Annotated in this window: 21 protein-coding genes; 13 read left to right on the top strand and 8 right to left on the bottom strand. The window is 41.5% G+C overall.

Annotated features, from left to right (window positions below):
* The first annotated feature begins 82 nt into the window (after window positions 1–82).
* The 6 genes from QNI22_RS28995 (at window position 83) to QNI22_RS28970 (ending at window position 5,778) form a co-directional block, all read left to right on the top strand.
* Entirely contained in the window at window positions 83–472 is a 390-nt protein-coding gene (locus QNI22_RS28995) for a winged helix-turn-helix transcriptional regulator (RefSeq protein ID WP_313987066.1), read from the top strand.
* A gap of 85 nt (window positions 473–557) precedes the next feature.
* Window positions 558–1,676, top strand: coding sequence for an exodeoxyribonuclease VII large subunit (gene xseA, locus QNI22_RS28990; protein ID WP_314516379.1), 1,119 nt, complete (start codon window positions 558–560; stop codon window positions 1,674–1,676).
* Window positions 1,677–1,740: 64 nt separating this feature from the next.
* The gene (locus tag QNI22_RS28985) at window positions 1,741–2,442 is read left to right on the top strand and encodes a hypothetical protein (protein ID WP_314516376.1); all 702 of its coding nucleotides are present in this window, start codon (window positions 1,741–1,743) and stop codon (window positions 2,440–2,442) included.
* Between the two features lie 144 nt (window positions 2,443–2,586).
* Window positions 2,587–3,081, top strand: coding sequence for a GNAT family N-acetyltransferase (locus QNI22_RS28980; protein WP_314516374.1), 495 nt, complete (start codon window positions 2,587–2,589; stop codon window positions 3,079–3,081).
* A gap of 33 nt (window positions 3,082–3,114) precedes the next feature.
* On the top strand, window positions 3,115–3,309 hold the full coding sequence (gene xseB, locus QNI22_RS28975; protein ID WP_314516372.1) for an exodeoxyribonuclease VII small subunit: 195 nt from the start codon (window positions 3,115–3,117) through the stop codon (window positions 3,307–3,309).
* A gap of 90 nt (window positions 3,310–3,399) precedes the next feature.
* Window positions 3,400–5,778, top strand: coding sequence for an alpha-L-rhamnosidase-related protein (locus QNI22_RS28970; protein ID WP_314516369.1), 2,379 nt, complete (start codon window positions 3,400–3,402; stop codon window positions 5,776–5,778).
* 86 nt (window positions 5,779–5,864) lie between these two features.
* On the opposite strand, the gene QNI22_RS28965 is transcribed toward QNI22_RS28970, so the two are convergent.
* A complete protein-coding gene (locus QNI22_RS28965; RefSeq protein ID WP_314516368.1) occupies window positions 5,865–8,738 on the bottom strand; it encodes a TonB-dependent receptor in 2,874 nt (957 codons plus the stop codon).
* A gap of 1,107 nt (window positions 8,739–9,845) precedes the next feature.
* Window positions 9,846–10,541: an NUDIX hydrolase gene (locus QNI22_RS28960; RefSeq protein WP_314516365.1), complete on the bottom strand. Its 696-nt coding sequence runs from the start codon at window positions 10,539–10,541 to the stop codon at window positions 9,846–9,848.
* Between the two features lie 343 nt (window positions 10,542–10,884).
* Between QNI22_RS28960 and pyrE the strand changes: the two genes are divergently transcribed.
* From pyrE to QNI22_RS28945, 3 genes are all read left to right on the top strand, one after another.
* Complete coding sequence (gene pyrE / locus QNI22_RS28955) at window positions 10,885–11,535, top strand: orotate phosphoribosyltransferase (RefSeq protein ID WP_314516362.1); 651 nt, start codon at window positions 10,885–10,887, stop codon at window positions 11,533–11,535.
* A 79-nt stretch (window positions 11,536–11,614) separates the two neighbouring features.
* Window positions 11,615–12,142 carry a hypothetical protein gene (locus QNI22_RS28950; protein WP_314516359.1) on the top strand — a complete coding sequence of 176 codons (528 nt, stop codon included), beginning with the start codon at window positions 11,615–11,617 and terminating at the stop codon, window positions 12,140–12,142.
* An 8-nt stretch (window positions 12,143–12,150) separates the two neighbouring features.
* Window positions 12,151–12,339, top strand: coding sequence for a PspC domain-containing protein (locus tag QNI22_RS28945; protein ID WP_313978505.1), 189 nt, complete (start codon window positions 12,151–12,153; stop codon window positions 12,337–12,339).
* A 73-nt stretch (window positions 12,340–12,412) separates the two neighbouring features.
* Here QNI22_RS28945 and QNI22_RS28940 read toward each other — a convergent pair whose 3' ends face one another.
* Both QNI22_RS28940 and QNI22_RS28935 read right to left on the bottom strand, forming a co-directional pair.
* Window positions 12,413–13,144 carry a LytR/AlgR family response regulator transcription factor gene (locus QNI22_RS28940; RefSeq protein WP_314516357.1) on the bottom strand — a complete coding sequence of 244 codons (732 nt, stop codon included), beginning with the start codon at window positions 13,142–13,144 and terminating at the stop codon, window positions 12,413–12,415.
* A gap of 5 nt (window positions 13,145–13,149) precedes the next feature.
* Window positions 13,150–14,205 (bottom strand): sensor histidine kinase, encoded by a 1,056-nt coding sequence (locus QNI22_RS28935; protein ID WP_314516352.1) that lies wholly within the window; start codon window positions 14,203–14,205, stop codon window positions 13,150–13,152.
* An 888-nt stretch (window positions 14,206–15,093) separates the two neighbouring features.
* Here QNI22_RS28935 and QNI22_RS28930 point away from each other — a divergent pair.
* Window positions 15,094–17,481: a TonB-dependent receptor gene (locus QNI22_RS28930; protein ID WP_314516349.1), complete on the top strand. Its 2,388-nt coding sequence runs from the start codon at window positions 15,094–15,096 to the stop codon at window positions 17,479–17,481.
* 15 nt (window positions 17,482–17,496) lie between these two features.
* Here QNI22_RS28930 and QNI22_RS28925 read toward each other — a convergent pair whose 3' ends face one another.
* Both QNI22_RS28925 and QNI22_RS28920 read right to left on the bottom strand, forming a co-directional pair.
* Window positions 17,497–17,658, bottom strand: a complete 162-nt coding sequence (locus QNI22_RS28925) for a hypothetical protein (protein WP_314516346.1) — start codon at window positions 17,656–17,658, stop codon at window positions 17,497–17,499.
* Window positions 17,659–17,705: 47 nt separating this feature from the next.
* Window positions 17,706–17,891: a hypothetical protein gene (locus tag QNI22_RS28920; protein ID WP_314516345.1), complete on the bottom strand. Its 186-nt coding sequence runs from the start codon at window positions 17,889–17,891 to the stop codon at window positions 17,706–17,708.
* Window positions 17,892–18,188: 297 nt separating this feature from the next.
* Between QNI22_RS28920 and QNI22_RS28915 the strand changes: the two genes are divergently transcribed.
* The 3 genes from QNI22_RS28915 (at window position 18,189) to QNI22_RS28905 (ending at window position 20,721) form a co-directional block, all read left to right on the top strand.
* Entirely contained in the window at window positions 18,189–18,770 is a 582-nt protein-coding gene (locus QNI22_RS28915) for a Crp/Fnr family transcriptional regulator (protein ID WP_314516343.1), read from the top strand.
* A 63-nt stretch (window positions 18,771–18,833) separates the two neighbouring features.
* Window positions 18,834–19,781 (top strand): alpha/beta fold hydrolase, encoded by a 948-nt coding sequence (locus QNI22_RS28910; RefSeq protein WP_314516340.1) that lies wholly within the window; start codon window positions 18,834–18,836, stop codon window positions 19,779–19,781.
* 43 nt (window positions 19,782–19,824) lie between these two features.
* Window positions 19,825–20,721 carry an NmrA family NAD(P)-binding protein gene (locus QNI22_RS28905; protein WP_314516336.1) on the top strand — a complete coding sequence of 299 codons (897 nt, stop codon included), beginning with the start codon at window positions 19,825–19,827 and terminating at the stop codon, window positions 20,719–20,721.
* A gap of 144 nt (window positions 20,722–20,865) precedes the next feature.
* Here QNI22_RS28905 and QNI22_RS28900 read toward each other — a convergent pair whose 3' ends face one another.
* Together QNI22_RS28900 and QNI22_RS28895 are read right to left on the bottom strand one after the other, a co-directional pair.
* The gene (locus QNI22_RS28900) at window positions 20,866–21,090 is read right to left on the bottom strand and encodes a transposase (protein ID WP_314516334.1); all 225 of its coding nucleotides are present in this window, start codon (window positions 21,088–21,090) and stop codon (window positions 20,866–20,868) included.
* Window positions 21,091–21,349: 259 nt separating this feature from the next.
* Window positions 21,350–21,994 carry a hypothetical protein gene (locus QNI22_RS28895; RefSeq protein ID WP_314516332.1) on the bottom strand — a complete coding sequence of 215 codons (645 nt, stop codon included), beginning with the start codon at window positions 21,992–21,994 and terminating at the stop codon, window positions 21,350–21,352.
* Between the last annotated feature and the right edge of the window lie 396 nt (window positions 21,995–22,390).

The following is a 22,390-nucleotide window of genomic DNA, read 5'->3' as shown; positions in this document are numbered from 1 at the left end:
AACTCATGACACAAACGTAAGCGCATTACGTTACCTTTGCTAGTAAGCAACAAATTGTTAGGTACTAACAAAAAAGTAAGAAATGAGAAAAGAGAACTCAACCAACGCTTTGAATGAAAAACGCATTATAGACACGTGCGGTATGGCGGTTTCTTTACGGGTAATCGGTGGCAGATGGAAGCCAGCCATTTTGTGTCGGCTGGTGTATGGTACTATGCGTTACAGTGAGTTGAAAAAATCGATAGAAGGGATTTCTGAGCGAATGCTCGTGGCTCAACTGCGTGAACTGGAGCAGGATGGGATAGTGCGCAGAGTAGTATATGCCGAAGTTCCGCCAAGAGTGGAATATGAGATCACTGAGTTAGGGAATACCATGAAACCTATGCTGGGCGCGATGTCTGACTGGGGCAATGCTCATCGCAGTTTAACCGAACAAAAATCCACTTCCGATTCTGAATTGACAGAAGCTTAACTAGTGATAAGTATCCTCAGTCGCTACTAGTACAAGCTTGCTTTGAATTATTTATTCTAAATTTCTATTTTCGAGATATATCATCGTGAATGACATACTTTCGGTCAGTGACCTGACTCATGTGATTAAAGCCATTCTGGAAGAAGATCCGGACTTACAACAGATTTCAGTAAAAGGAGAAGTCTCTAACCTGACAATCCACTCTTCCGGACATGCCTATTTTACCCTGAAAGATGAAGAGTCGCAAATTTCCTGCGTGATGTTTCGCGGGCAGATTAGTCCACTGATACGACCTTTGCTCAAAGCAGGAGCCAAACTGGTGGTAGAGGGTGATGTGACTGTCTATGTATCTCGTGGTCAATACCAGATGCAGGTAACGAGTATCCGGGATGCAGGAATTGGCGACTTATTTCAACAGTTTTTATTACTCAAAGAAAAACTCAAAGAAGAAGGGCTGTTTGAATGGGAGCATAAAAAGCCCTTGCCTGCCTTTCCTCAGAAAATAGGTATAGTGACTTCGCCAACCGGAGCGGTGATACAAGACATGTTGCGGGTATTTGAACGCCGTTATCCCTGTGTTGAGGTGATACTGTCTCCCTCTCTGGTTCAGGGCGACTTAGCCGCCGAGTCTGTGATCCGGGCTTTTCGGCGACTTCAGGAAGAACCTGATCTGGATGTGATAATTATTGCCAGGGGTGGGGGTTCTACGGAAGATTTGTGGGGGTTCAATGATGAACGTCTTGCCCGAACCATTTTTGATTCGGCTATTCCTGTAGTGTCAGCGATTGGACACGAAACTGATTTTACCATTCTCGATTTTGTAGCCGATGTTCGGGCTGCTACACCTACAGCGGCTGCCGAACTCACCACGCCTGACCGGGCTGAATTACTGAATGCACTGGATAGTACCAAGATCTATTTTCTGGAACTATTGCAAAAGCAACTGAATGAAAGCGAACAGTTTTTGGATGACTTTACTGAACGGTTAGGGTGGCAGATGAGTCGTTTATTGCAAAACAACAAAAGCCAGCTGGATTTACTTGAAGCCCAGCTTCAGATATTAAATCCCAAAGCCTTCCTGACCCAGGGATATTCCATTACATTGAAGGATGGCAAGAAGATACTTTCTTCTGAGGAACTGCAGAAAGGGGATGAGATTGAAACCGTCTTACAGGATGGCCGTGTGACATCGATAGTGAAGTGATCATATTAAACGTTTGAATTAACATTTATTTCACTATGTATTATAGGTGAAATTATAATCTGGAATGAGGAGAGAATTATACGAAGCGTATTTTCTTAAAATACGTGAATATTTGATAGCTATTGATTTTGAGACAAACCCTGAAGGGTCTTCAAGCATTCAAATTGATTTGCTTCAGTCTGCCATTGGAAAACCTTTACCTATAGCTTACAGAGTATGGCTTCAGTATTTCGGGAATAGTATGTCTCATATACTATTTGAGGGAGACAAACTTACTGTCAGTGATTGTAAGAGTGCAAATGAAGAATTAAATAAAAGAAATTATGATCTTATCAACTATGATCTATTTCTTGCCATTAAGTATAGGAGCTATGCTCATGTATTTACTCTTATTAAATCAGAGAGTGAAGATCCTGAAGTAATTACGTTTGAAGCAAGTGATGTGTTATTGGATACAGAAAGTCACTTTACTATATGGATTAGAGAGGAAATCATCATTTTGTTAAAGCTTAAAGCAAGTTTAAAAGGGAAAGAGTGGGTAGAAAAAAAGCAATGGTTATCTATAGATACATTAGATTATAACAAGGGAAATGGTAATACAAGTACTTATCATGACTATGTTACTCGTCGGCAAGCCTTTTCAAACATAATTTATGAACAAGATCTGCAAAGAGGTGAGCTAACCTTGCCTGACGAGTTTGAAGATAAGTGGATTGCCTATATGAGAGCTAATCAGCTTTCCCATTATTTGAAGCTACCTGATTAGTACTTTTCCAATTGAATGACAACGCAACAATTGTCTCACTTCTCTGAATTACCTATCCGCAATACATCCAAAAGTTTTATACTTTTGCAGTGACCCGTTTTACTGGGTCACTGCAAACATCCTGATCTTAAAAAACCATACAGAATGGAACTCACTATACGCGATGCTACATCGGACGATGTACCTGCTATTCTTGCTATTATCAACCATGCTATAGCACATACTACGGCTGTGTATGATTATCAACCTCGGTTGCTGGATGTTCAGCAAGCCTGGTTTGATAAGAAACAAGTAGATAACATGCCTGTACTGGTGGCTGATTACAATGGAAAAGTAATAGGATTTGGGAGTTATGGTATTTTCAGACCCTGGGAAGGCTATCGTTTCAGTGTAGAGCATTCCATCTACGTTTCTGAAGAATCACGGGGAAAAGGAGTGGGGAAGATATTATTGGAAGTGTTGATAGATAGAGCCCGTAAGCAAGGATTTCATACCATGATTGCGGGTATTGATGCGGAAAACGTAGTCAGTTGTGAACTGCATCGGAAACTTGGCTTTCAGGAAACAGGACGGCTAAAAGAAGTGGGATATAAATTTGACAAATGGCTGGATCTGGCCTTTATGCAGTTATATTTGTAGCAACGCTATGTTATACTTATTTATTCTTTGTTTGTGAATTCCTCCGAAACCTTTAATCTCGAAAAGTCTCTCACTCGCATTCGCGACATCCAATCTTTACTACAGGAAGGCAATCAGCCTTTTGATGATTCTGTTGGTCTTTTTGAAGAAGCCACTCAGTTGATTAACGCATGTCGTTCGTATTTGCTGGAAGCTGAAGTGAGGCTTCAAAAATTATCTGAAAAATAGAAGAATAATTGGATAGGGTTTTACTATTTTTAGAAAGATGTACTGGGATATTTTCCAACAAACCTCTTTCTGAAAATAGCATCCTTCTCTATGCAAAGAAAACTACTGCTTCTCTGCTTCCTGGTATGGACAGGACATGCATTCTCTCAGAATGCAGCTGTGAATCCTGCACTATTGAAAAGTTACTGGCAGGCACGCTGGATTGTCTATCCTAACGTTTCCCAACAAGCGTATGGGATCTATCATTTTCGTAAAACCCTGGAGCTGACCAGTAAGCCATCTACCTTTATTGTGCATGTATCGGCTGATAACCGCTATCGGTTGCTGATAAATGGACAGCCTGTGGCCAGTGGTCCGGCACGCAGTGATTTGTTGAACTGGAACTTTGAGACCATAGATCTGGCTCCGTATCTGAAAGCTGGAAAGAATGTACTGGCTGCTCTGGTCTGGAATGCTGCCGAATCTCGTCCGTTTGCCCAGATGTCCTATCAGACCGGATTTATTATGCAGGGAAACTCTGTTGTGGAAGAGGTTGTCAATACTAATAGCACCTGGAAGGCATTTGATAACGAAGCCTACCAGCCATTGCCTATAGATAAAAAGCGGCTAAGGGCCTATTTTGTGGCAGGAGATGGGGACTGGGTAGATGGCAATGTATACCCGTGGGGATGGGAAAAGACAGATTTTGATGATACCTCCTGGCAAGCTGCACAAGCTACCTGGTTTACAGCTAAACCGCGTGGCCTTGGATCAGATGGAAACTGGATGCTGGTGCCTCGCGAAATTCCTATGATGGAGGAAAAATTGGAAAGACTAAAGACTGTACGAAGGGTCTCTGGTACAAAAGCAGACGATGCATTTCTCACAGGAAAACAACCTGTAATTATCCCAGCTAACTCCAAAGCCAGTATTCTGCTGGATCAAAGTTATCTGACCAATGCCTATCCCGAACTGGTAGTGAGTGATGGAAAAAATGCCAGCATTACCCTTACCTACGCCGAAGCATTATGGGATGCAAAACACCAGAAAGGGAATCGAAACGAGATTGAGGGGAAAGAAATGATTGGGATGCAGGATCGTTTTGTGACAGATGGAGGGGAGAAGCGGGTATTTCGTCCATTATGGTTTCGTACCTACCGTTATCTGCAACTGGATATTGAAACGAAAGAAAATCCACTGGCTATCAATGACCTGTATGGCATATTTACAGGCTATCCTTTTAAAGAAAATGCTTACTTCAAAACCACGGACCCAACACTGGCAAAGATATGGGAGGTAGGGTGGCGTACAGCCCGGTTATGTGCAGCCGAATCCTATTTTGACTGCCCTTATTATGAGCAGTTGCAGTATGTAGGTGATACGCGGGTACAGTCAATGATCTCACTGTATGTAACTGGTGACGACAAACTGATGCGTAAGGCTATTCTGGATTTTGACCATTCGCGTATTCCAGATGGACTAACACAGAGTCGCTATCCCTGTTATGACTTACAGGTGATTCCTACGTTTTCGCTGTTCTGGGTAGATATGGTGCATGATTATTGGATGCACCGCAAAGATGAGGTGTTTGTTAAAGAGCGTTTAAAAGGTGTTGCCAGTGTACTGGACTGGCATCGGCAGCGTCTGGCTTCCAATGGAATGCTGGGTAAACTAGAGTGGTGGAACTTTGTCGACTGGTCGTGGCCCTGGAATCCTGCCGAATATTTTGGCGGTGTACCCGCAGGGGGCATAACCGGAAATTCTTCTGTCTTAGCTCTGCAATATGCCTATGCCTTGCAACGAGCCGCACAGTTGTTTACAGCCTTTGGAAAAAATGAAGAGGCAAAGGACTATCAGCAGACAGCCCGGACAATCACAGAAAGTACCTATATACTTTGCTGGGATAATTCCCGAAAGTTATTGGCAGATACGCCGGATAAAAAACAGTTTAGCCAGCATGCCAATACAATGGCAATTCTTACAGATGCTATTCCTGCCGATCAGCAAAAAGAATTATTAGGTCGGGTCGCTACAGATACATCCATTACACAGTGTACCTATTATTATCGGTTTTATATTTTTGAAGCACTGAAGAAGACAGGACTGGGTGATCAGTATCTGAGTATGCTTACTCCGTGGAAAGATCAGTTGGCTATCGGTCTGACTACCTTTGCTGAAAATCCGGAGCCTACCCGTTCGGACTGCCATGCCTGGAGTGCTTCGCCTCTGTATCATTTTCTGTCGCTGGTGTGTGGTATCCAGTCCAATGCCCCAGGATTTGAAAAGGTAAAGATTGAGCCTAACCTTGGTAGTCTGACACAGATAGATGGACAGGTGCCACATCCTGCCGGAAACATTCAGGTGAAGTTTCAGAAGACCAAAACCGGAATGAAAGGGGAGGTAGTTTTGCCTGCATCTGTAACAGGTGAACTGGTATGGAAAGGAAAAACGCTTCCGCTGAAAGCAGGGAAGCAGACTATTACCTTGTAAAAAAACTCTCCAATAAAAAACACCATGGATACAACATATCCATGGTGTTTGAGCGTAATACAATCTATTCAATCCCTCAAACTGTTTTAGAATTTGAATCCAAGACGTGCATAATAATAAGCTCCCTGAAAGCCCATCTGGTAGTTTTCATACCCAAAGCGATTGCTGTCCGTCAGGGCAGGGAGGATACGGGTTGGATATACATCAAAGATATTTTCACCACCAACAGACAAATTCAGTCCTTTGAATATCGTATACCCTACACTCAGGTCCACTGTAGCACGTCCGTCCAGCTTATAATCATAGTATTGGCCTGTGGTTTCATCCGCATAGGCACTACGCGACCATACCGAACCATAGTAAATAGTACGTGCCATAAACGTCCATTTTTTAGGCATAAAGGTGGCTGATAAAATGTATTTTTGACGAGGATTGCCTTCCTCATAGTTGCCCCTTACAGAACGACTCAGATACAGATCAGATATTTGCTCTGGGGTCAGAGTGGCATCCGGGCCAAGCTTTAATTTAGCCGGATGTACAGCTACAAATTCAACTTTGTTCCAGTTGGCCGCCAGAGAAAGAATTAACTTGGAGTTTCCAAGTGTTCTGGTGTAGTTCGCTACCAGATCCAATCCTTTGGACTCCACATCGGCACCATTGGTGAAGAACTGAGCTGCACCTGCTCCAATCACATTTTTAAAGTTTCCACCTACGGATGGTCCATCAAAGTTGCCTGTTAGGATAATTTTATCGGTTACACGGAACCAGTAGGCATCCGCTGTGATCTCAAAGCCCTGCATAGGTTCGAAGGCAATACCAAAGCTTACGTTTTTAGAGTTTTCTTCTTTTAACTGAGGAATACCCAATGCTTTGGCTGCTGAACTCTGGTTGGTAAAGAAGCCTACGTCAAAGGGTACACCTTCTGGTGTAAATACGGTAGATGTCTGAGCATAATACAGTTCGTGTAAGCTTGGTGCACGGAAGCCTGTGCTGGCAGATCCACGCAAGTGAACATTCGCCAGGATAGAATAACGAGCTGCGATTTTTCCTGTGATTACACTTCCGAAGTCACTATAATTTTCAAAGCGAGCTGCACCAGAGATCGTAAACTTATGGCTTAAATCAGCTTCCACATCTATATAGCCTGCTGCTACATTGCGATAGGCATCTGCCTGCTGTTGTGGGGTAAATCCTCTGAAACACTGGCAGTTGGGAGAGTAGTTGTTGAAGTCATATACATAGCCTCTGTAGGGTAGTATGATATCAGAACCATCGGCATTTTTAGCATCTGCATTTATGCTTTGGGTATAGTTGTAATTGTCGGAAGGCGAAGTGAAGGTACCATATGTGCCTTTGGTATATGACTCAACCTGACCTGGGGTGATCTGGAAGTTTTCGATACGCATCTCTGCACCAAACGCCAGGTTAATACCTTTGATCTCACTGCCAAACGGATTGTTGAAATAATGCGAGAAGGCTAAGCTGGTAGTGTTTTGCGTAAAGATGTTATCACCCAGGCGCATGGTAGTTGGAGACTCAGGGCCATAGGAAGCGTTGAGGGTGTTGACCATGCCATACCGGAATTTACTGCTACCAAATGTGTTGCTGAAATCTACATCAAACACACCCAGCTTCCCTTGAATACCTGCTGTAACAGATTTGTCGGTAATGATAGAGGTCAGCTGAGGCAGGAAGCCATTGGGATATACTTCATAAATTACCCGGTCTGTCTGACGAGGAAAGCGATAGTAGCAACCACTTAATGTATTGCGGTAGTTGATTCCTCCAAAAGCATAAAAACGACTCTTATCACTTAATGGAACACCGGCATTGAAGAACAGCGAAGAATTAGTCATTTTGCTAAGACCGTTGATCATCTGGAAGTTTTTACGGGTTAATCCACGTGCTTCCATTAAACCATCATCTGTAAGCAGGGCAGAATTGGTAGGGTTGGCAATAATTTCCGGATTGGTAATAATGGATTGTCCATTGGCATCTTTGAAGCGGTTGTTCAGATAATCATCACCATACACAACACCATCATATCCTCCATCCGGAGTACGGGTGGTGCTTCCTCTGGAAGTAATTTCACCTGTCATGTTAATGAATCCTCCGTTTTTACCCAATGGCAGGCCATAGTTAGCCATAAGTTGGTGAGTTACTCCGTCACCTTCTTTGTAAATGGATGTATAGTAGCTGGCTGATAGCTCATTGACCGATTTTCTGAGGTTAATGTTCATTACACCTGCAATGGCATCAGATCCATATTGTGCTGCCGCTCCATCCCGCAGGATTTCTACTTTTTCAACGGCCAGGGTAGGAATTGTCATCAGGTCGGCAGAGGTAGACGGACCTGTACGGTTATACAATTGTAAAAGAGAGGATACATGCCGTCTTTTACCATTTAATAATAACAAAGTTTGATTGGGTGGCTGATTGCGTAACTGTACCGGAGTTACGTGAGAGTCCAGATCGCCACCTACCTGTTGAAGGGCATTAAAAGACGGGGCTACCTGCTTGAGCATCTGACTTAAATCCGGTTGAGGCATGCTTTGTGCCATCTGGTTGACAGAAATAATATCCACCGGGGCTACAGATTCCAGCTGAGTCCTGTTGGCGTTCCGTGAACCTACTACCGTGATTTCACTGAGTTCGAGTCCGTCACTAAGCAGACTAACATCGATCTCTGATTTGGAGCCTACGGCTACTTCCTGTGCGGTATAGCCCACCGAGGAGAAAATCAGTACCGCATCATCGCCTGGAACCTTGATTGAAAAGGCTCCCTTTTCATTGGTGACAGTACCCGTGGTCGTGCCTTTTACTACCACCGTTACACCTACCAGTGGTTCAGCCTTGTCGGTAACTTTTCCGGTAACTGTTTTGCTTTGTGCAACAGCCGCACTATGCCAAAGCAATGCAAAAAGACAGATGAGAGATAGTTTGTAGAGTTTGTGTTTCATAAAGATTGTACAGTTGGTTTTTAAATAGATAAAGCATACCCAGTCCCTCTTGAAAAAAAGGGCAGATAGTGTGTTTGTAAATGAAAAAGGAAATAAAACAGTAATGAAAAAAGTACAAGTTTTACCCACGCAATTGCACAGGCATATCCGATTTAGAAAGCTTGTTTGCGGCATTAAGCTTGTTCGTAAATCGTAAACTAAAAATGAATTCTTGTTGAGTAAATAAACTAACTATTGTTGATTAATGCAAATTATATATCATAAATTTTATTAAATATAATATATAATTCTACTAATGTGTGTAATATCGGAATAAGATGTTGTTTTGGTGTTTGTGTGTTTATAGGATATGGTTGCGCTCTGTAAACGGTAGCCTAAGCAGAGATATATAGAATCGATTTATTGGAAAAATATAATGTATAGTTGAATTTTTAATATAAGTAAAGAAACTTTACCGTCTTTTTTACCTCTACAGAAGCATAGTATTGAATTTACTAACATCAAGAAACCGGATGGGGTAGATATTATCCTATAACTATTCTGGAAATGGTATCTGTAAAGAAAGCCTCTGACATAGGTGTATACCAATGCCCGTTTTGAATTGTCCGCTCGATGCTGTTAACTGAAGGGAGAAGTACATACATAGAAAACTTGTCCCGAAAGGATCATTGTTCCTTTCCTGTCTTCCTGAAAGAAACATCATTACCTTTTTGTCCTCCTGAAAGGACCTCATGACAAATAGAGCCGCGTTTGGTTTGTGAGAAAAATACTTCTCTCCAGTCGGAAAGGCCGCCGGTCTTGTTAAGAGATCCTTTCAGGAGGACAGGGAGAGTGTTTTTTCTTTCGTTACAAACCATATTTCTAGAAAAGATATGGGAAAAGATAAGGATCAAAAATCAGCTGCCTGTGGATTTGAAGTGTATTACATGAAGATGGCGATATAAGAAGAAAGATCAATAATCTGAATAAAGTATGAAGAGATCTCCCAAGTAGAGAAGTGGGAAAATCTAAGTAAAACGGAATAAAAGATATTTTAAAAACAAAGCCTGCATTCTTATAAAAGTGCAGGCTCTGATTAATTTTTAGAATTTTAATTGAATATCTCCTTTAAAAGTCAAGAAGCATCTTTTCCCGCTTTTTTTCATAAAACCTGCGACAAACAAACTGGATAGACCGGTAAGAAGAAGCTGCCAGCTCCATTGCCTGTGCCTCACGTACCCACACAATCTGTTCAATGCCTTCCTCTTTCTGAGGAGTTACACGGCTATCATCCAGATTGGTCATGGCATACCATTTCGTTTGTTTTAGTATCCGGTTGCCGTTTTGGGTATAGGTGTGCCAGGTAGTACATATCTTGTGTTCGAGCTGTACTTTTACATTGCATTCTTCCTCTACCTCACGTAGAGCAGTCTCTTTAAACGACTCGCCTTTATCCATCTTGCCTTTAGGAAGGTCCCAGGCTCCCAGACGGAAAATCATTAGTATCTTGTCATCTTTCTGAACTACGCCACCTGCTGCTTCCACGATCTTGTACTGACCTTTGATAACATCAGTCAGAATTTTTTTGTCAGGTGAAGCTAATACAAGTGTATTTAGTTTTTTTAATTTTTTGTCCCGTAATAACGCAAAGAGCCTGTAAAGCAAAACAACGGAGGGATTGACTACTGCCACATCTCCTACCAGTTCTGCTGCCGTAACCTCAAGGGTTTGTCCGTCAATAATGTAATTGTAGCCCGATTGACTTGCTGCGAAGGTATCCATATTGATTACTTTCACATGCTTGTCGTTAACAAAGAGGTTCATGAGGATGCAGAACTGTATGGTTTACAATAATGATGATACAAAAGAAACATATTTTTAACAAAACCACAAAAAACAAATTTCGGTTTTAGGAGGATATACATAGAAAAGTGTGCCAGGGTACACAAAGGTGGGTTTGAAAATATCTGAGAATCAGGTGCAAGTGGTTTGTATAGAGATTGTTCGAACAGTTAACTAATAGGTAAAATAGGAGGTTATGGGTATAATTACCTGTCTTACTCTGGGATTAATACCTGAAACCTAACTTACAGTAACCCGTGTGATGAAACGAGAACTAAAATAAAGTGTTAACGAACTACTGGTAACTTTTTCTTAATTTCGCCGCATGATGATTCAAGATACAACCGAAACCATTGCCCGGCAAGTGGCAGCGTCTCTGCTGGAAGTAGGCGCGATCCGTTTACGTCCTTCAGATCCTTTTACCTGGAGTTCCGGATGGAAATCTCCTATTTATTGTGATAACCGTCTGGCATTGTCTTATCCTGCTGTCAGAACTTATATCAAAAATGCTTTGGCAGAGCGGATTCGTCAGACGTTTCCAGGCGTAGAAGCCATTGCAGGTGTCGCTACTGCTGGTATTCCACAGGGGGCTCTGGTAGCTGATGTACTTGAATTGCCTTTTCTGTATGTGCGCTCCAAACCCAAAGAACATGGTATGGGCAATATGATAGAAGGCAAAGTGGCTGAAGGACAGAAAGTAGTGGTAATCGAAGACCTGATTTCTACAGGAGGAAGTTCCTTAAAAGTGGTGGATGCCTTACGTGAGGCAGGAGCAGACGTATTGGGTATGGCGGCTATCTTTACGTATGGATTTGCAGTGGCAAAAGAGAACTTTGTAGAGAAGAATGTTGAGCTGTTGACTCTTAGTGATTATGCGTATCTGCTTACAGAAGCATCGAACCTGAATATTATTACCGAAGCAGACAAAATTTCTCTTGCTTCCTGGCGTCAAAGCCCTGAGACTTGGGGAAAATAGAACAGATAGTTGATAGTTACCAGGAGCCGGATGCTCATAAAACATCAGGACTGGCAATATGGATATTTAGTAAGAACGTATGACCCGTAAATTAGGAATCATTGTAGTTGTTGCTTTACTCGTAGGCTCTATTGCGTTTTCGATCATGGGAGGTTTTTCCAAACCAGAAATCTCAACTGCACAAGCTCCGGAGTATATTGTAGCCGGAAAATTATTTAAGGGAGGGGCTACCAGTGATACCTTAATGACTATCTTCTCAGAAATTAAAGACCTGAATACCAGTAAGAAACTACCTGGTACACTGGCTGCTGTCTATTATAGTATACCCGAAGAAGCCAAAGGGAAACTGGAGGTTTGGGTAGGAGTACTGGTATCGGATACAACTATTGTTTTACCGGAAGGTTACTTTTTTCGGAAATTCCCATCAAGTAATGTAATACGGGCAGAAATAAAAGCCCATTACATGGTAGCTCCTGCTCCAGACAAGGTCAAAGCTCAGTTGTATGAATTTGCCGCCGAACAAAAAGTAAAACCCGGTGGGTATGTCATAGAGAAGTACCATAATGAACAGGATATTACCATGGAAATTCCGGTAACTAAACTTTAACTAAAACAATGGAAAAGACTCTCAGACGTTCGTTTGCCAACAGTGTATTTTTAGGTGTGTGTGGTGGCTTAGGTGAATATATCAATATGGACCCGGTATTGGTTCGGGTGTTGTTTGTACTGGCATTCTTTTTCGGCTTTGGTTCACCTTTGCTGGTTTATATTGTTCTTGCTTTCTTGATGCCAAAGGCCTATTAATACATGCTGTAATTATACAGCGAAACCACCTGCCTGCATGTGTACTCATGCAGGCTTTTTTATTTAAGGGATATTACACAACCCCCAGTGTTTTCATAACCTCAGCTTTGTACTGGCGCCCAATGGGTAATTCTGAGTCGCCTACTTCGATATAGGTACTGTTAAAGGATTTTATTTTAGCCAGAGAAATAATAAACGAACGATGGATGCGGAGGAATTTATCGTCAGGTAGCTTTTCTTCCAGATAGGTAATGCGCTGATAGGTAATAATCTCCTGATCCTGTGTTTTTACTTTTACATAATCTTTCAGGCTTTCTATGTAGACAATATCTTTCAGAAACACCTTTACCATTTTTTTGTCGGCCTTCAGATAGATAAAAGCTTCTGCAAACATATCATTGCCTGCTGACTGGATCATAGCTGGCAACTGAGCAGATGGGTCATACAGGGTGTGGTATTTATTAATGGCAATCAGGAACCGTTCGAACGAAATAGGTTTCAGCAGATAATCCAGTGCGTTCATATCGAATCCTTCCAGTGCATATTCGCGAAAGGCTGTGGTGAAGATGATCCTGGGCCGGTTTGACAGGGTTTTCAGGAAATCCAGACCTGATAGCTTAGGCATCTGAATATCGAGAAAGAGCAGGTCGATCTTGTTTTTCTGCAGGAATATTAATGCATCTATGGCATTATCACATTTTCCCTGAAGGGATAGTGTATCGAGTTGGCTTATGTATCGCTCCAGAATGTCTATAGCCAGTGGTTCATCGTCTACAATCAGGCATTTTATCTTATGGATTGCCATGTCAGTTAACTCATTTTTATTTTTAAATCAACAAGATAGCGGTCTGTCTCTTTTTTTATGGCCAGTTCATGGTCGTTGGGATACAGAAGTTTTAGTCTGCGGGCAATATTCTGCAAACCCAACCCATTATGGTTATTGGAAAGCGAACTTACCAGTTCATCACCTGTATGGCTATTTTCTACTTTTACACTTAGCCAGTTGTCCTTTACTTTTATATCGATAGTAACCCAGATTTGATTTGTCTCGTTGCTGACACCATGCTTAAATGCATTCTCCACAAAGGGAATGAGCAGGAGTGGGGCAATCCGTTTGTCATGTATATCGCCAGACACATTCAGCGAAAGATCCAGCCGACTGGTATAACGAAGTTTTTCCAGTTCTATGTAATTCTGTATATGGGAAATTTCTTTGCTTAACAGAAGAGTGTCTGACTGAGAATCGTACAGCATATAACTCATCAACTCGGAAAGCTTTAGCACAACTCTTGGGGCGACAGGTGAAGCTTGGAGAGTCAATGCATAGAGGTTGTTGAGTGTGTTGAACAGGAAATGGGGTTGAACCTGGGCTTTTAAAAAATTTAGCTCTGTTGCTAGTTTTTCTTTGGCCATTTCCTGATTGTACTGTTCCTGATCAACCCACTGCCTGAATACTTTAAGCACAAGTGTAAATAACAATATGGGACTCAGAAACCACAACATGCTTTTGAGTAGAAGATATCCTATGAAAACCTCTTCAACCACGGTTGTATCAGCATAGAAGAGAGGTTCGATGACTCTTTCAATTAGTGCACGGCCAACTACGGAGGCTATAAATAATAACACGATTGCCCATAGGCTGTAGGCCACATATTTCCTTTGTATAAAGAACAACGGGAACAGGACATACATATTGACGTAGGCTACCAGTATAGCGGGTGGGAGCTTTTGTAACTCGATCTGAAAGTAGGTTAGAAAAAAATCTTCTCCGTCAGCGTGGACGCCTGTGTATACGAGGAGGTAGGCTATCCAGAAGAGGATATGGGTGAGTGGGCGGTTGTTAGCTATGTAGAAGGGTTGTTTCATTTTTTTCCATTATACAAGATACATCGTTTCCTATTGTGTCTTAACGCTTTTGCTTGTCTTTTCCTGAGTTTGTTTATTGTCTCTTGCATTGTTCTTCCACTAGCTTCTTCTTTTTTTGCTTGTTTGTATCCAAAGTTGGTCTATAGTCCCAAACCTATCTCTTCTTATCGCCCTGTCACTTTTTTTGCTTGCCCAAAAGAGGGCACTTTTCTCCGATCCTTCTGCCCGCAGGCCAAAGGCCAACCTCGCGGAGAAAAGATTGCCAGCGCACCTACATCACCTGCCGCGATTGAAGTCATCATAACTCTCTTTGTACCGACTAAGATCTCTTCTTCTCTGTCCTCCCGTAAGGAATACTCCTCCCTTTTTGTCCTCCTGAAAGGATCTCGTGACAAGACCGGCGGCCTTTCCGACTGGAGTTTGTTTTTTCTCTCATAGTACAAGCACCACTCTATTTGTCAGGAGTTCCTTTCAGGAGGACAGAGAAAAGGATAAGGACAGCAAAAAGAGTATGAATAGTATACTCTGTCAAAAGATAACTCTGTCAAAAGGTAACTCTGTCAAAAGATAACTCTGTCAAAAGGTAACTCTGTCAAAAGGCAAATTAATCATAAATGGATAGTGGGGAATGGTATTTCGATAGACAGCAGTATTTGGCTTGTTTTCGGCAGGTTTTTCGTGGTGTATGACTAAATGAGTGGTGTAAAGGTACTATTGGGGGTGTTTCGGGTAGTTGGGCTAAAATAAAAAAACGGACTGTTTTTATCGTATTGATTTGTGCCAGATAACAAATCCTACGTCATGATACATCCTTTTCTCCGCGTTCTATCCGGTTGCTTGTGTTTTATAGCAAACTGTGTTTCTATACGTGTAAGAGTACAAACAAGGTTGATAATTCTGTTATTGCTGCTTGGTACTGGCTTTGTACCCTTACTGGCTCAGGAAGGTGCTATTGCAGGAGCTGTTGCCAACGAAGCAGGAGAGATGCAGCCTGCTATTACCATCACTTTGCGGAAAATGCCTGATTCGAGTAGTGTAAAGTCTACGCTTACTACTGTGGATGGGAGATTTGAGTTTTTGCATATTCAGGAAGGGAGTTACGTGTTACAGGCTTCAGGTGTAGGGTTCCAAAGATATACAGAGCCTGTATCGGTTTCATCCAAAACGGCTTCTTATGTCCATATACAGCTAAAAACAGAGGTAGTTGGTTTAAGGGAAATAAGTGTAACAGCCCAGAAACAGGCAGTAGAACGGCAGATTGACCGAACGGTGATTCATGTAGATGCTATTCTTTCCAATGCGGGCACAAATGCCTGGGAAATGCTGGAACAGTCATCGGGGGTACAGGTTGTGAATGATAATCTGAGTGTAAAAGGAAAGCAGAATGTATCTGTATTTGTAGACAATAAACCGCTCTATTTGCAGGGAAACGATCTGGCAAACTATCTGAAGTCTTTACCTGCCAATACATTGGATAAGATTGAGATTATTCCCAACCCACCTGCCGGCTATGAAGCGGCTGGCAATGGAGGTATTATCAATATACGGCTAAAGAAGAATGACAGAATGGGATTTAATGGCAATATTCTTTCTGAAAATATACGTGGAAAACGTTCCCGTATCTCACAAAGCCTAAATGCCAACTTTCGCATTCAGAAGATAAATGTATACGGGAATGTGTCTAACTACAATGGTACAGGACTTTCGGTTAGTACCAGTGAACGAATCTATCAGGCAAATGAAGCTAACTCCCTGGCTTCTGCCACACAAAATATGTCTGTCAGCAACCCTAATCATCGGGTGTTCGGAAAGCTGGGAGTGGACTTCTACGCTTCTCCTAAAACCACATGGGGGATCTCTGCCAGCCACCTCTACCGGGATATGCTGGAGAAAACGACACTGATAAATACACAGGTATACAACAGAAACAATGGGTATACTCTTGTAAAAGCAGATAATCGTGCTAATACCCTAACCAACAACACGAATGTTACCCTGAGCTTCCGGCATGTATATGATACCACTGGCCGGGAGCTAACAGCTGATGCGGATTATATTACCTACAGACAGGGATATAACTTTTCAAATAGCAGTGCTGCCTATGGCTATAATCCTAAATTGGAGACTTTTACAGGAGATTTACCTTATAGTATTGCCATTTATGCGCTAAAAATAGATTATACACACCCATTCCGCAATGGGTCTAAACTGGGAGTGGGGTATAAGTCCAGTTTTACGCATGTGAATAGCCTGGCAACTTATACCGGAGATAACCCTCAGCTTAGCGATTTGTCTAATCGCTTTACTTATCAGGAAACTATTCATGCACTGTATCTGAGTTATTCGCTAACTTATAGAAGATTGTCTCTGCTATCAGGTGTCCGGATAGAGAATACACTTTCCAGTGGCAAGCAGCAGTCCGTTACCTCTTCGTCTTTTGAACGGTCGTATCAGAATGTGTTTCCGACAGTATATGTATCCTATACATTGGATTCGCAAAAAGAGCATTTGTTGCATTTTTCGTATGGGAGGCGAATTGACAGACCTGAATACTCGATACTGAATCCGTTTGCCATGCCTCTGGATAACTATACATATAAGCAGGGGAATCCGTTTTTAAAGCCACAGATTTCCCAGAACCTTGAGTTTTCCTATGTGTATAAAAACAGATTGACTCTGAGTTCTTTTTATACAAGGTCAAGAGACATTGCTCAGGAAACTATTCTGGTAAAAGAAAATATGTTTTATCGTCAGCCTGCCAACCTGGGGCAGCAGGAGATTATTGGGTTTTCAGCGGATGGAACCTGGAATCTGACCCAGTGGTGGACGGTCAATCCTGTGATCACCTATACTTCTTTACGCTCTGTCTTAGATACCGACAAACTACAGGTGAAAGGGAGCAATTGGAGTGCTGCTGCTGTCAGTCAATTCAGTTTTCGGAAAGGATGGACTGCTGAGGTAATTACAGAGTATATGGCACCACAGCTCTACATGCAATACATACAGGGTGCCAGTTGGTATACACACATGGGTGTTGGTAAAAAAATCTGGAAAGATAAGGGTATTGTGAAAGTAAATATCCGGGACCTCTTTTATTCGAGAGTAGACCGGCAGGACTTACATAATCTGACAGGTGTGATCGGGTATAGTAATCGCAAATGGGATACCCGAAGTGTTACGCTGGCTGTAAGCTATAGGTTTGGTAAAAGCCTGAAAGCAAGTAATTCCCCTAAAACAGAAACTCCGGATGAGAAGAAGCGGTTAGGGAATCAGTAGTGAGTTGTAGTCCGGTTATTTTGAGTAGGTCATAAACAGTTGTTGCGTAGTAGTATCAGGCTGAACGGTAGGAAATAGGCTGCCGGTGATAGCGCCAACGATGGGAATAACGCGGGCCTGCTGCATGGCATGAGACAAAGTCTGGCAGCTTACTCTTCCCCAGGTTGGTGTTATCATCAATCTGAACGCTGGGAAAAGACGGGTTGTGAATCCGTCCTCCTATGTTATTTAGGGTCTTTCATGGAGAAGAAACCCACTGTTGAAACAAAAGCCAGCAGCGAAACGAACGACTGTGTATCCATCCGGTTAGCCAGCCAGAGTATGTAACCTGAGAAGGTGAATAAACCCAGGGTTGAGATTTTCCAGTTATTTAATACAAACTGAATGTAATCGTATATCGATTTTGCCATAGGGTTTTAAGGATTAGAGTTGTGATACTGTAGGGGCGACGGTCAGTCGCCCTGATTCCCCACCAAACGACTGGAATTATTCCAAACCGATGCAGGATGCCTTGTATATTTCATGAGGTTTTTCCTTGGTATGTCCACGTCCGTCATGAACTGGTTGAGGTTCATAGTATAGGTTACCTTGTGGTTTGTATTTTGTGACTTTTCAGAAAGAGGTCCTTTTCGGAGTTTGTAAAGATATTTTTTTAAACAACTATCGTACGTTTAGGTTTCTATCTAAGAGAGAAGATAAAACAACTAGTGAAAGGACCTATAATGGAAGAACTCATACAATTTATCAAAGGAATCGTCTGGATAGATGATATGGATTTACAACTTGTGCTTTCCAAATGTCGCGAACGACAAATTCCCAAAGGCAAACAGATTTTACGAAAGGGACAAATTGCCAATCAGTATTTTTTCATTGTATCAGGAGGTGTCCGTTTTTTTTATGAAGCCCATGACCAGGAAGTAACAAGCTGGGTGATGTTTAAAAATGAGTTTTTTACCGAAATTTCAAGTCTCCATCCCCAAGTACCATCCCGGTTTAACATTGAAGCTGTAGAAGAAACGAAACTCATCGTGATTGATAAAAAAGACATGGACTTTTTATATAGTCAAATTGCTGCCTGGGAAGCGTTTGGCAGAAAAATATGGGAAGGGATGGCCGTACGAATGATAGACCAGATTCTGAACTTCCAAACGTTATCTGCTCAGGAAAGGTATCAATCCTTTATGACTAATCCGGAACTTATACAGAAAGTTCCGGTTAAGCAACTGGCTGCAGTGCTTGGTATCACTCCCAATGCGTTAAGCCGGATAAGGAAAAAAATCCGGTACTAGTCATTATCTACCATTTGGTAGTTTTGACAGTTCGCCATCAGTGTACTTTTGAGTCACTAAACAATGAAAGCAATGACTCAACCTAAGCAGAACACAATGGTATCTCGGAATGTGTATTCTGATGATGATTTAATTAAAAATCTTCCTGGCTTTATCAACCACTATGCAACCGTTAACGGAGTGCGGTTGCATTATGTAGAAGGAGGGACTGGCATGCCCCTGATTTGTTTGCCAGGTTGGCCACAAACCTGGTATTCGTATCAGCCTGTGGCGACAGAACTCGCCAAAAAATACCGTGTCATCATTTTAGACATACGAGGTATGGGTAGCTCAGACAAACCCCTGTCAGGCTACGATAAGAAAACGATGGCAGCAGTTGTTGCAGCCTTGGTGCAACAACTGGGATTGTCAAAAATTTATATCATGGGGCATGACATTGGCGGGATGGTTGCGATGAGCTTTGCTTTTAATTATCCTCAATTCACAGAAAAGCTGGTTGTTTTGGATGGTTCGCATCCAGGCGAAGGAATGATGCAGATGCCTTTAATACCCGCTCCGGGTACATTTACGGAAAAGATGGATGCTACCATGCCGTATGCCTGGTGGATGGGATTTAACCAGGTAAAAGGACTGCCGGAAAAGCTACTGGAGGGGCGCTTTCAGTACCTGCTGGACTGGCTTTTTCACTATGTCATGATTGATGATCGCCACATGTCTTCTTTTGAGAGAGAGGTATATGCGTCTTTCTATAATGACACAGAGAGTATTCGGGCTGCCAATGCCTGGTATCAGACCTTTCCGCAGGATATAGAAGATGCCAAAGCCTATGAGCCTCTTGCAATGCCGGTGTTAGGGATTAGAAGCTACATAAGCTACAACTATATGAAAATGGGATTGCCTTATGTTGCCAATAATTTACAAATGGTCGGAATTTTAGACAGTGGACATTATCTGTTCGAAGAGCAGCCTGCAAACGTGGTGAATGTGGTTCTGAACTTCCTGGCAGACTAATTCCGATAAACTATATTACATACTTAATTAAAAAAGAACAGAAATGAAAAAAACAATAATAGTCTTTGGCGCTACCGGCAATTTAGGAAACAGGATTGTTCGTGAACTACTGAAAAGAGGAGTAGATGTGTGTGCTATTGTCCGAACTTCTACTGATCCGCAAAAAATGAATTCTCTCAAACAGATGGGAGCTACTGTTCAGGAAGTAGATTTGTCTAACGTAGATACACTTGCCAAAGTAAGTGCAGGTACCAGCTGCGTTGTATCTGCTCTGGCTGGCCTGGGCGATGTGATTATGGACTTACAGAAGAGAGTTGTAGAGGGAGCCATACAAGCGGGTGTTTCTAGATTTATTCCCTCTGACTTTTGTACCGATTACACAGATTTAGTACCAGGCGAAAACAGGAATTTTGATTTGCGAAGAGACTTCAGAAATTATCTCGATAGTACTTCTATACAAGCTACGTCTATTTTCAATGGTGCTTTTGCTGACATATTGCAATACAATACACCGGTTTTAAACCTGAAAGAAAAGAGCATTGGGTATTGGGGAGACAAGGCTGACTGGAAACTGGATTTTACAACAATGGATGATACTGCCGCCTTCACAGCAGAAGTTGCGCTAGATGATACAGCACCGAGAAACTTACAGATTGCCAGTTTTCAGGTTAGTCCCAAGATGCTATGGCAGGATATAAAACAGGTAATGAATCAGGAATTCCGGCTTTATCAGTTATCTAGTCTTGAAGAGTTTGCACAATTTATCAAAAAGCAAAGAACTGATTATCCGGCAGGGGAAAATGAGTTATATGCAAAATGGCAACAAGGACAGTATATGTATTCAATGTTCACAACCCACCATACTCAACTAGCCAATGACCGCTATAAAGACCTTACCTGGACAACCAGTCTGGATTTTATACGATCATTTGTTCACTAAACATTGGTTTAGGTACATCTGACTAGATGTGTGTAAGATAGCCATCTGCGGTGATTGGTGCTTATAAATCATTGGTTTCTAAAGAATGTCTGACGATTTTTAAATTCAAAAATGATATGATGAGCAACTTATGACAATGTAATTTTACGACGGACACATCATCTGCAATGCCCATACATCATCATGAGACAGTTCAGGTTTATATTGTAGAGTATGTGCAGGCTGTAGATATTCTTTTTTCCACCTATTGAGCATTTGAACCCGAATGCCTAAATCTTCAGCTACTTGTTGGGAGGCTTGCCCGTTCAAACATAGTTCGACTGCCATTACTTTAAAGGCTCTGTCATAGAGTTTTCGTGTGCTACTCATCTTGCTTACAGATTAAGTTCAACCATACAATAAGGATAGCAATTGATCTTAACTTGATGTCTACTTAAAGATAGCAACTATAGTCCTAAACTCTTAGAATCAGATAGGGCTTGACTAGTTGCTATTCTTATGTACTCAATATGTTCTACAATAGTTAGTTTTAAATTTCCAGCTTTCACTCTTACTTAAATGGTATCCAAAATTTTATTAGAGAGATCGAGAAATTCCCTAATGTTTAAACTCTAACAGTTAGCCAATGTTAGTTATAGATGGTCATCCCAAAAATTACTTTTACAATTTTGTTTCCGTTTTTATCAAAGAAGAATGTATAAACAGGGAATTCTCCTCCTGCAAAGTCCATGATTTGAGGGTAATCATCATAATACATTTTTGGAAAAATATGAGTCTGGATAATCCGTGAGTTTACTCTGGTAAAAAAGATTACTAGATGAGTATCATAACCTGGTGATAATTTAACCCAATCATGATTGATTTTTACGTGATAATTTGTTTCTCTGTTTGCCAAATTTATTAAAGTATCCTTAATAATACGTTTTATCTGTTCCGGTTGAGTTGACTTGATAGTAAAAAAGTCTACCCATTCCTGCTGGGTAAGATTTCTGAAAACTGCTTCATTTAATCTGTAATCCCGCCAGGCAATTGCCAAGTCTACGTCTATTAACTGGTTATTTTTACGTTTGTACATATAGTCCTTATCTGTAGAGTCAGAAAAGTTACGTAGAGAAGAATCTTGTTTTAAATAGATTAGTACCTGTAGAAATTGAGTCGAATCCAGTTGATAAATTGTGTTTACCTGAACATGATCAGAACAGGAAAAAAATACAGAACCTATCATTGTAAGCCAGTATATGACGCCAAAATTTATAGTTGCAAGTGATTTCATTGTGGTTTTGTGGCTAAAGATTATCTGTTTTTACCTATCGTTGTTTCCTTTCAGGCAAGTTGGTGATAACATACAATCTCGGAAAGGAAAATCTGTGAAATTCAAGTAATCTGTACTTCAGACAATTTTGCGGTGAACTACACGCAACACACTATCTGCAGTTTATTCTATGTAAAATAACTCTTGCGGTTTATTCCACCAAAAACTTTTGTAATCGGAATAAGTTGTATGCTCTCTGCTGTAGGAAACATGTATAGAACAAACCGCAAAACCGTCCATGCGTTGAGTTTACCGCAAAACAACTCATAAACCGCACATAATTTTTTGTGTCACCCTCAAAGGCATTGAATGTACTACTACTAACTTTGGAATGATTCGTGAAAGTTTGTCGTTAAA

Origin of the sequence: Xanthocytophaga agilis (assembly GCF_030068605.1) — a bacterium.
Taxonomy (GTDB): Bacteria; Bacteroidota; Bacteroidia; order Cytophagales; family 172606-1; genus Xanthocytophaga; species Xanthocytophaga agilis.
The sequence above is the reverse complement of the archived record's forward strand: the minus strand, read 5'-3'. Positions and strand labels throughout refer to the sequence as shown.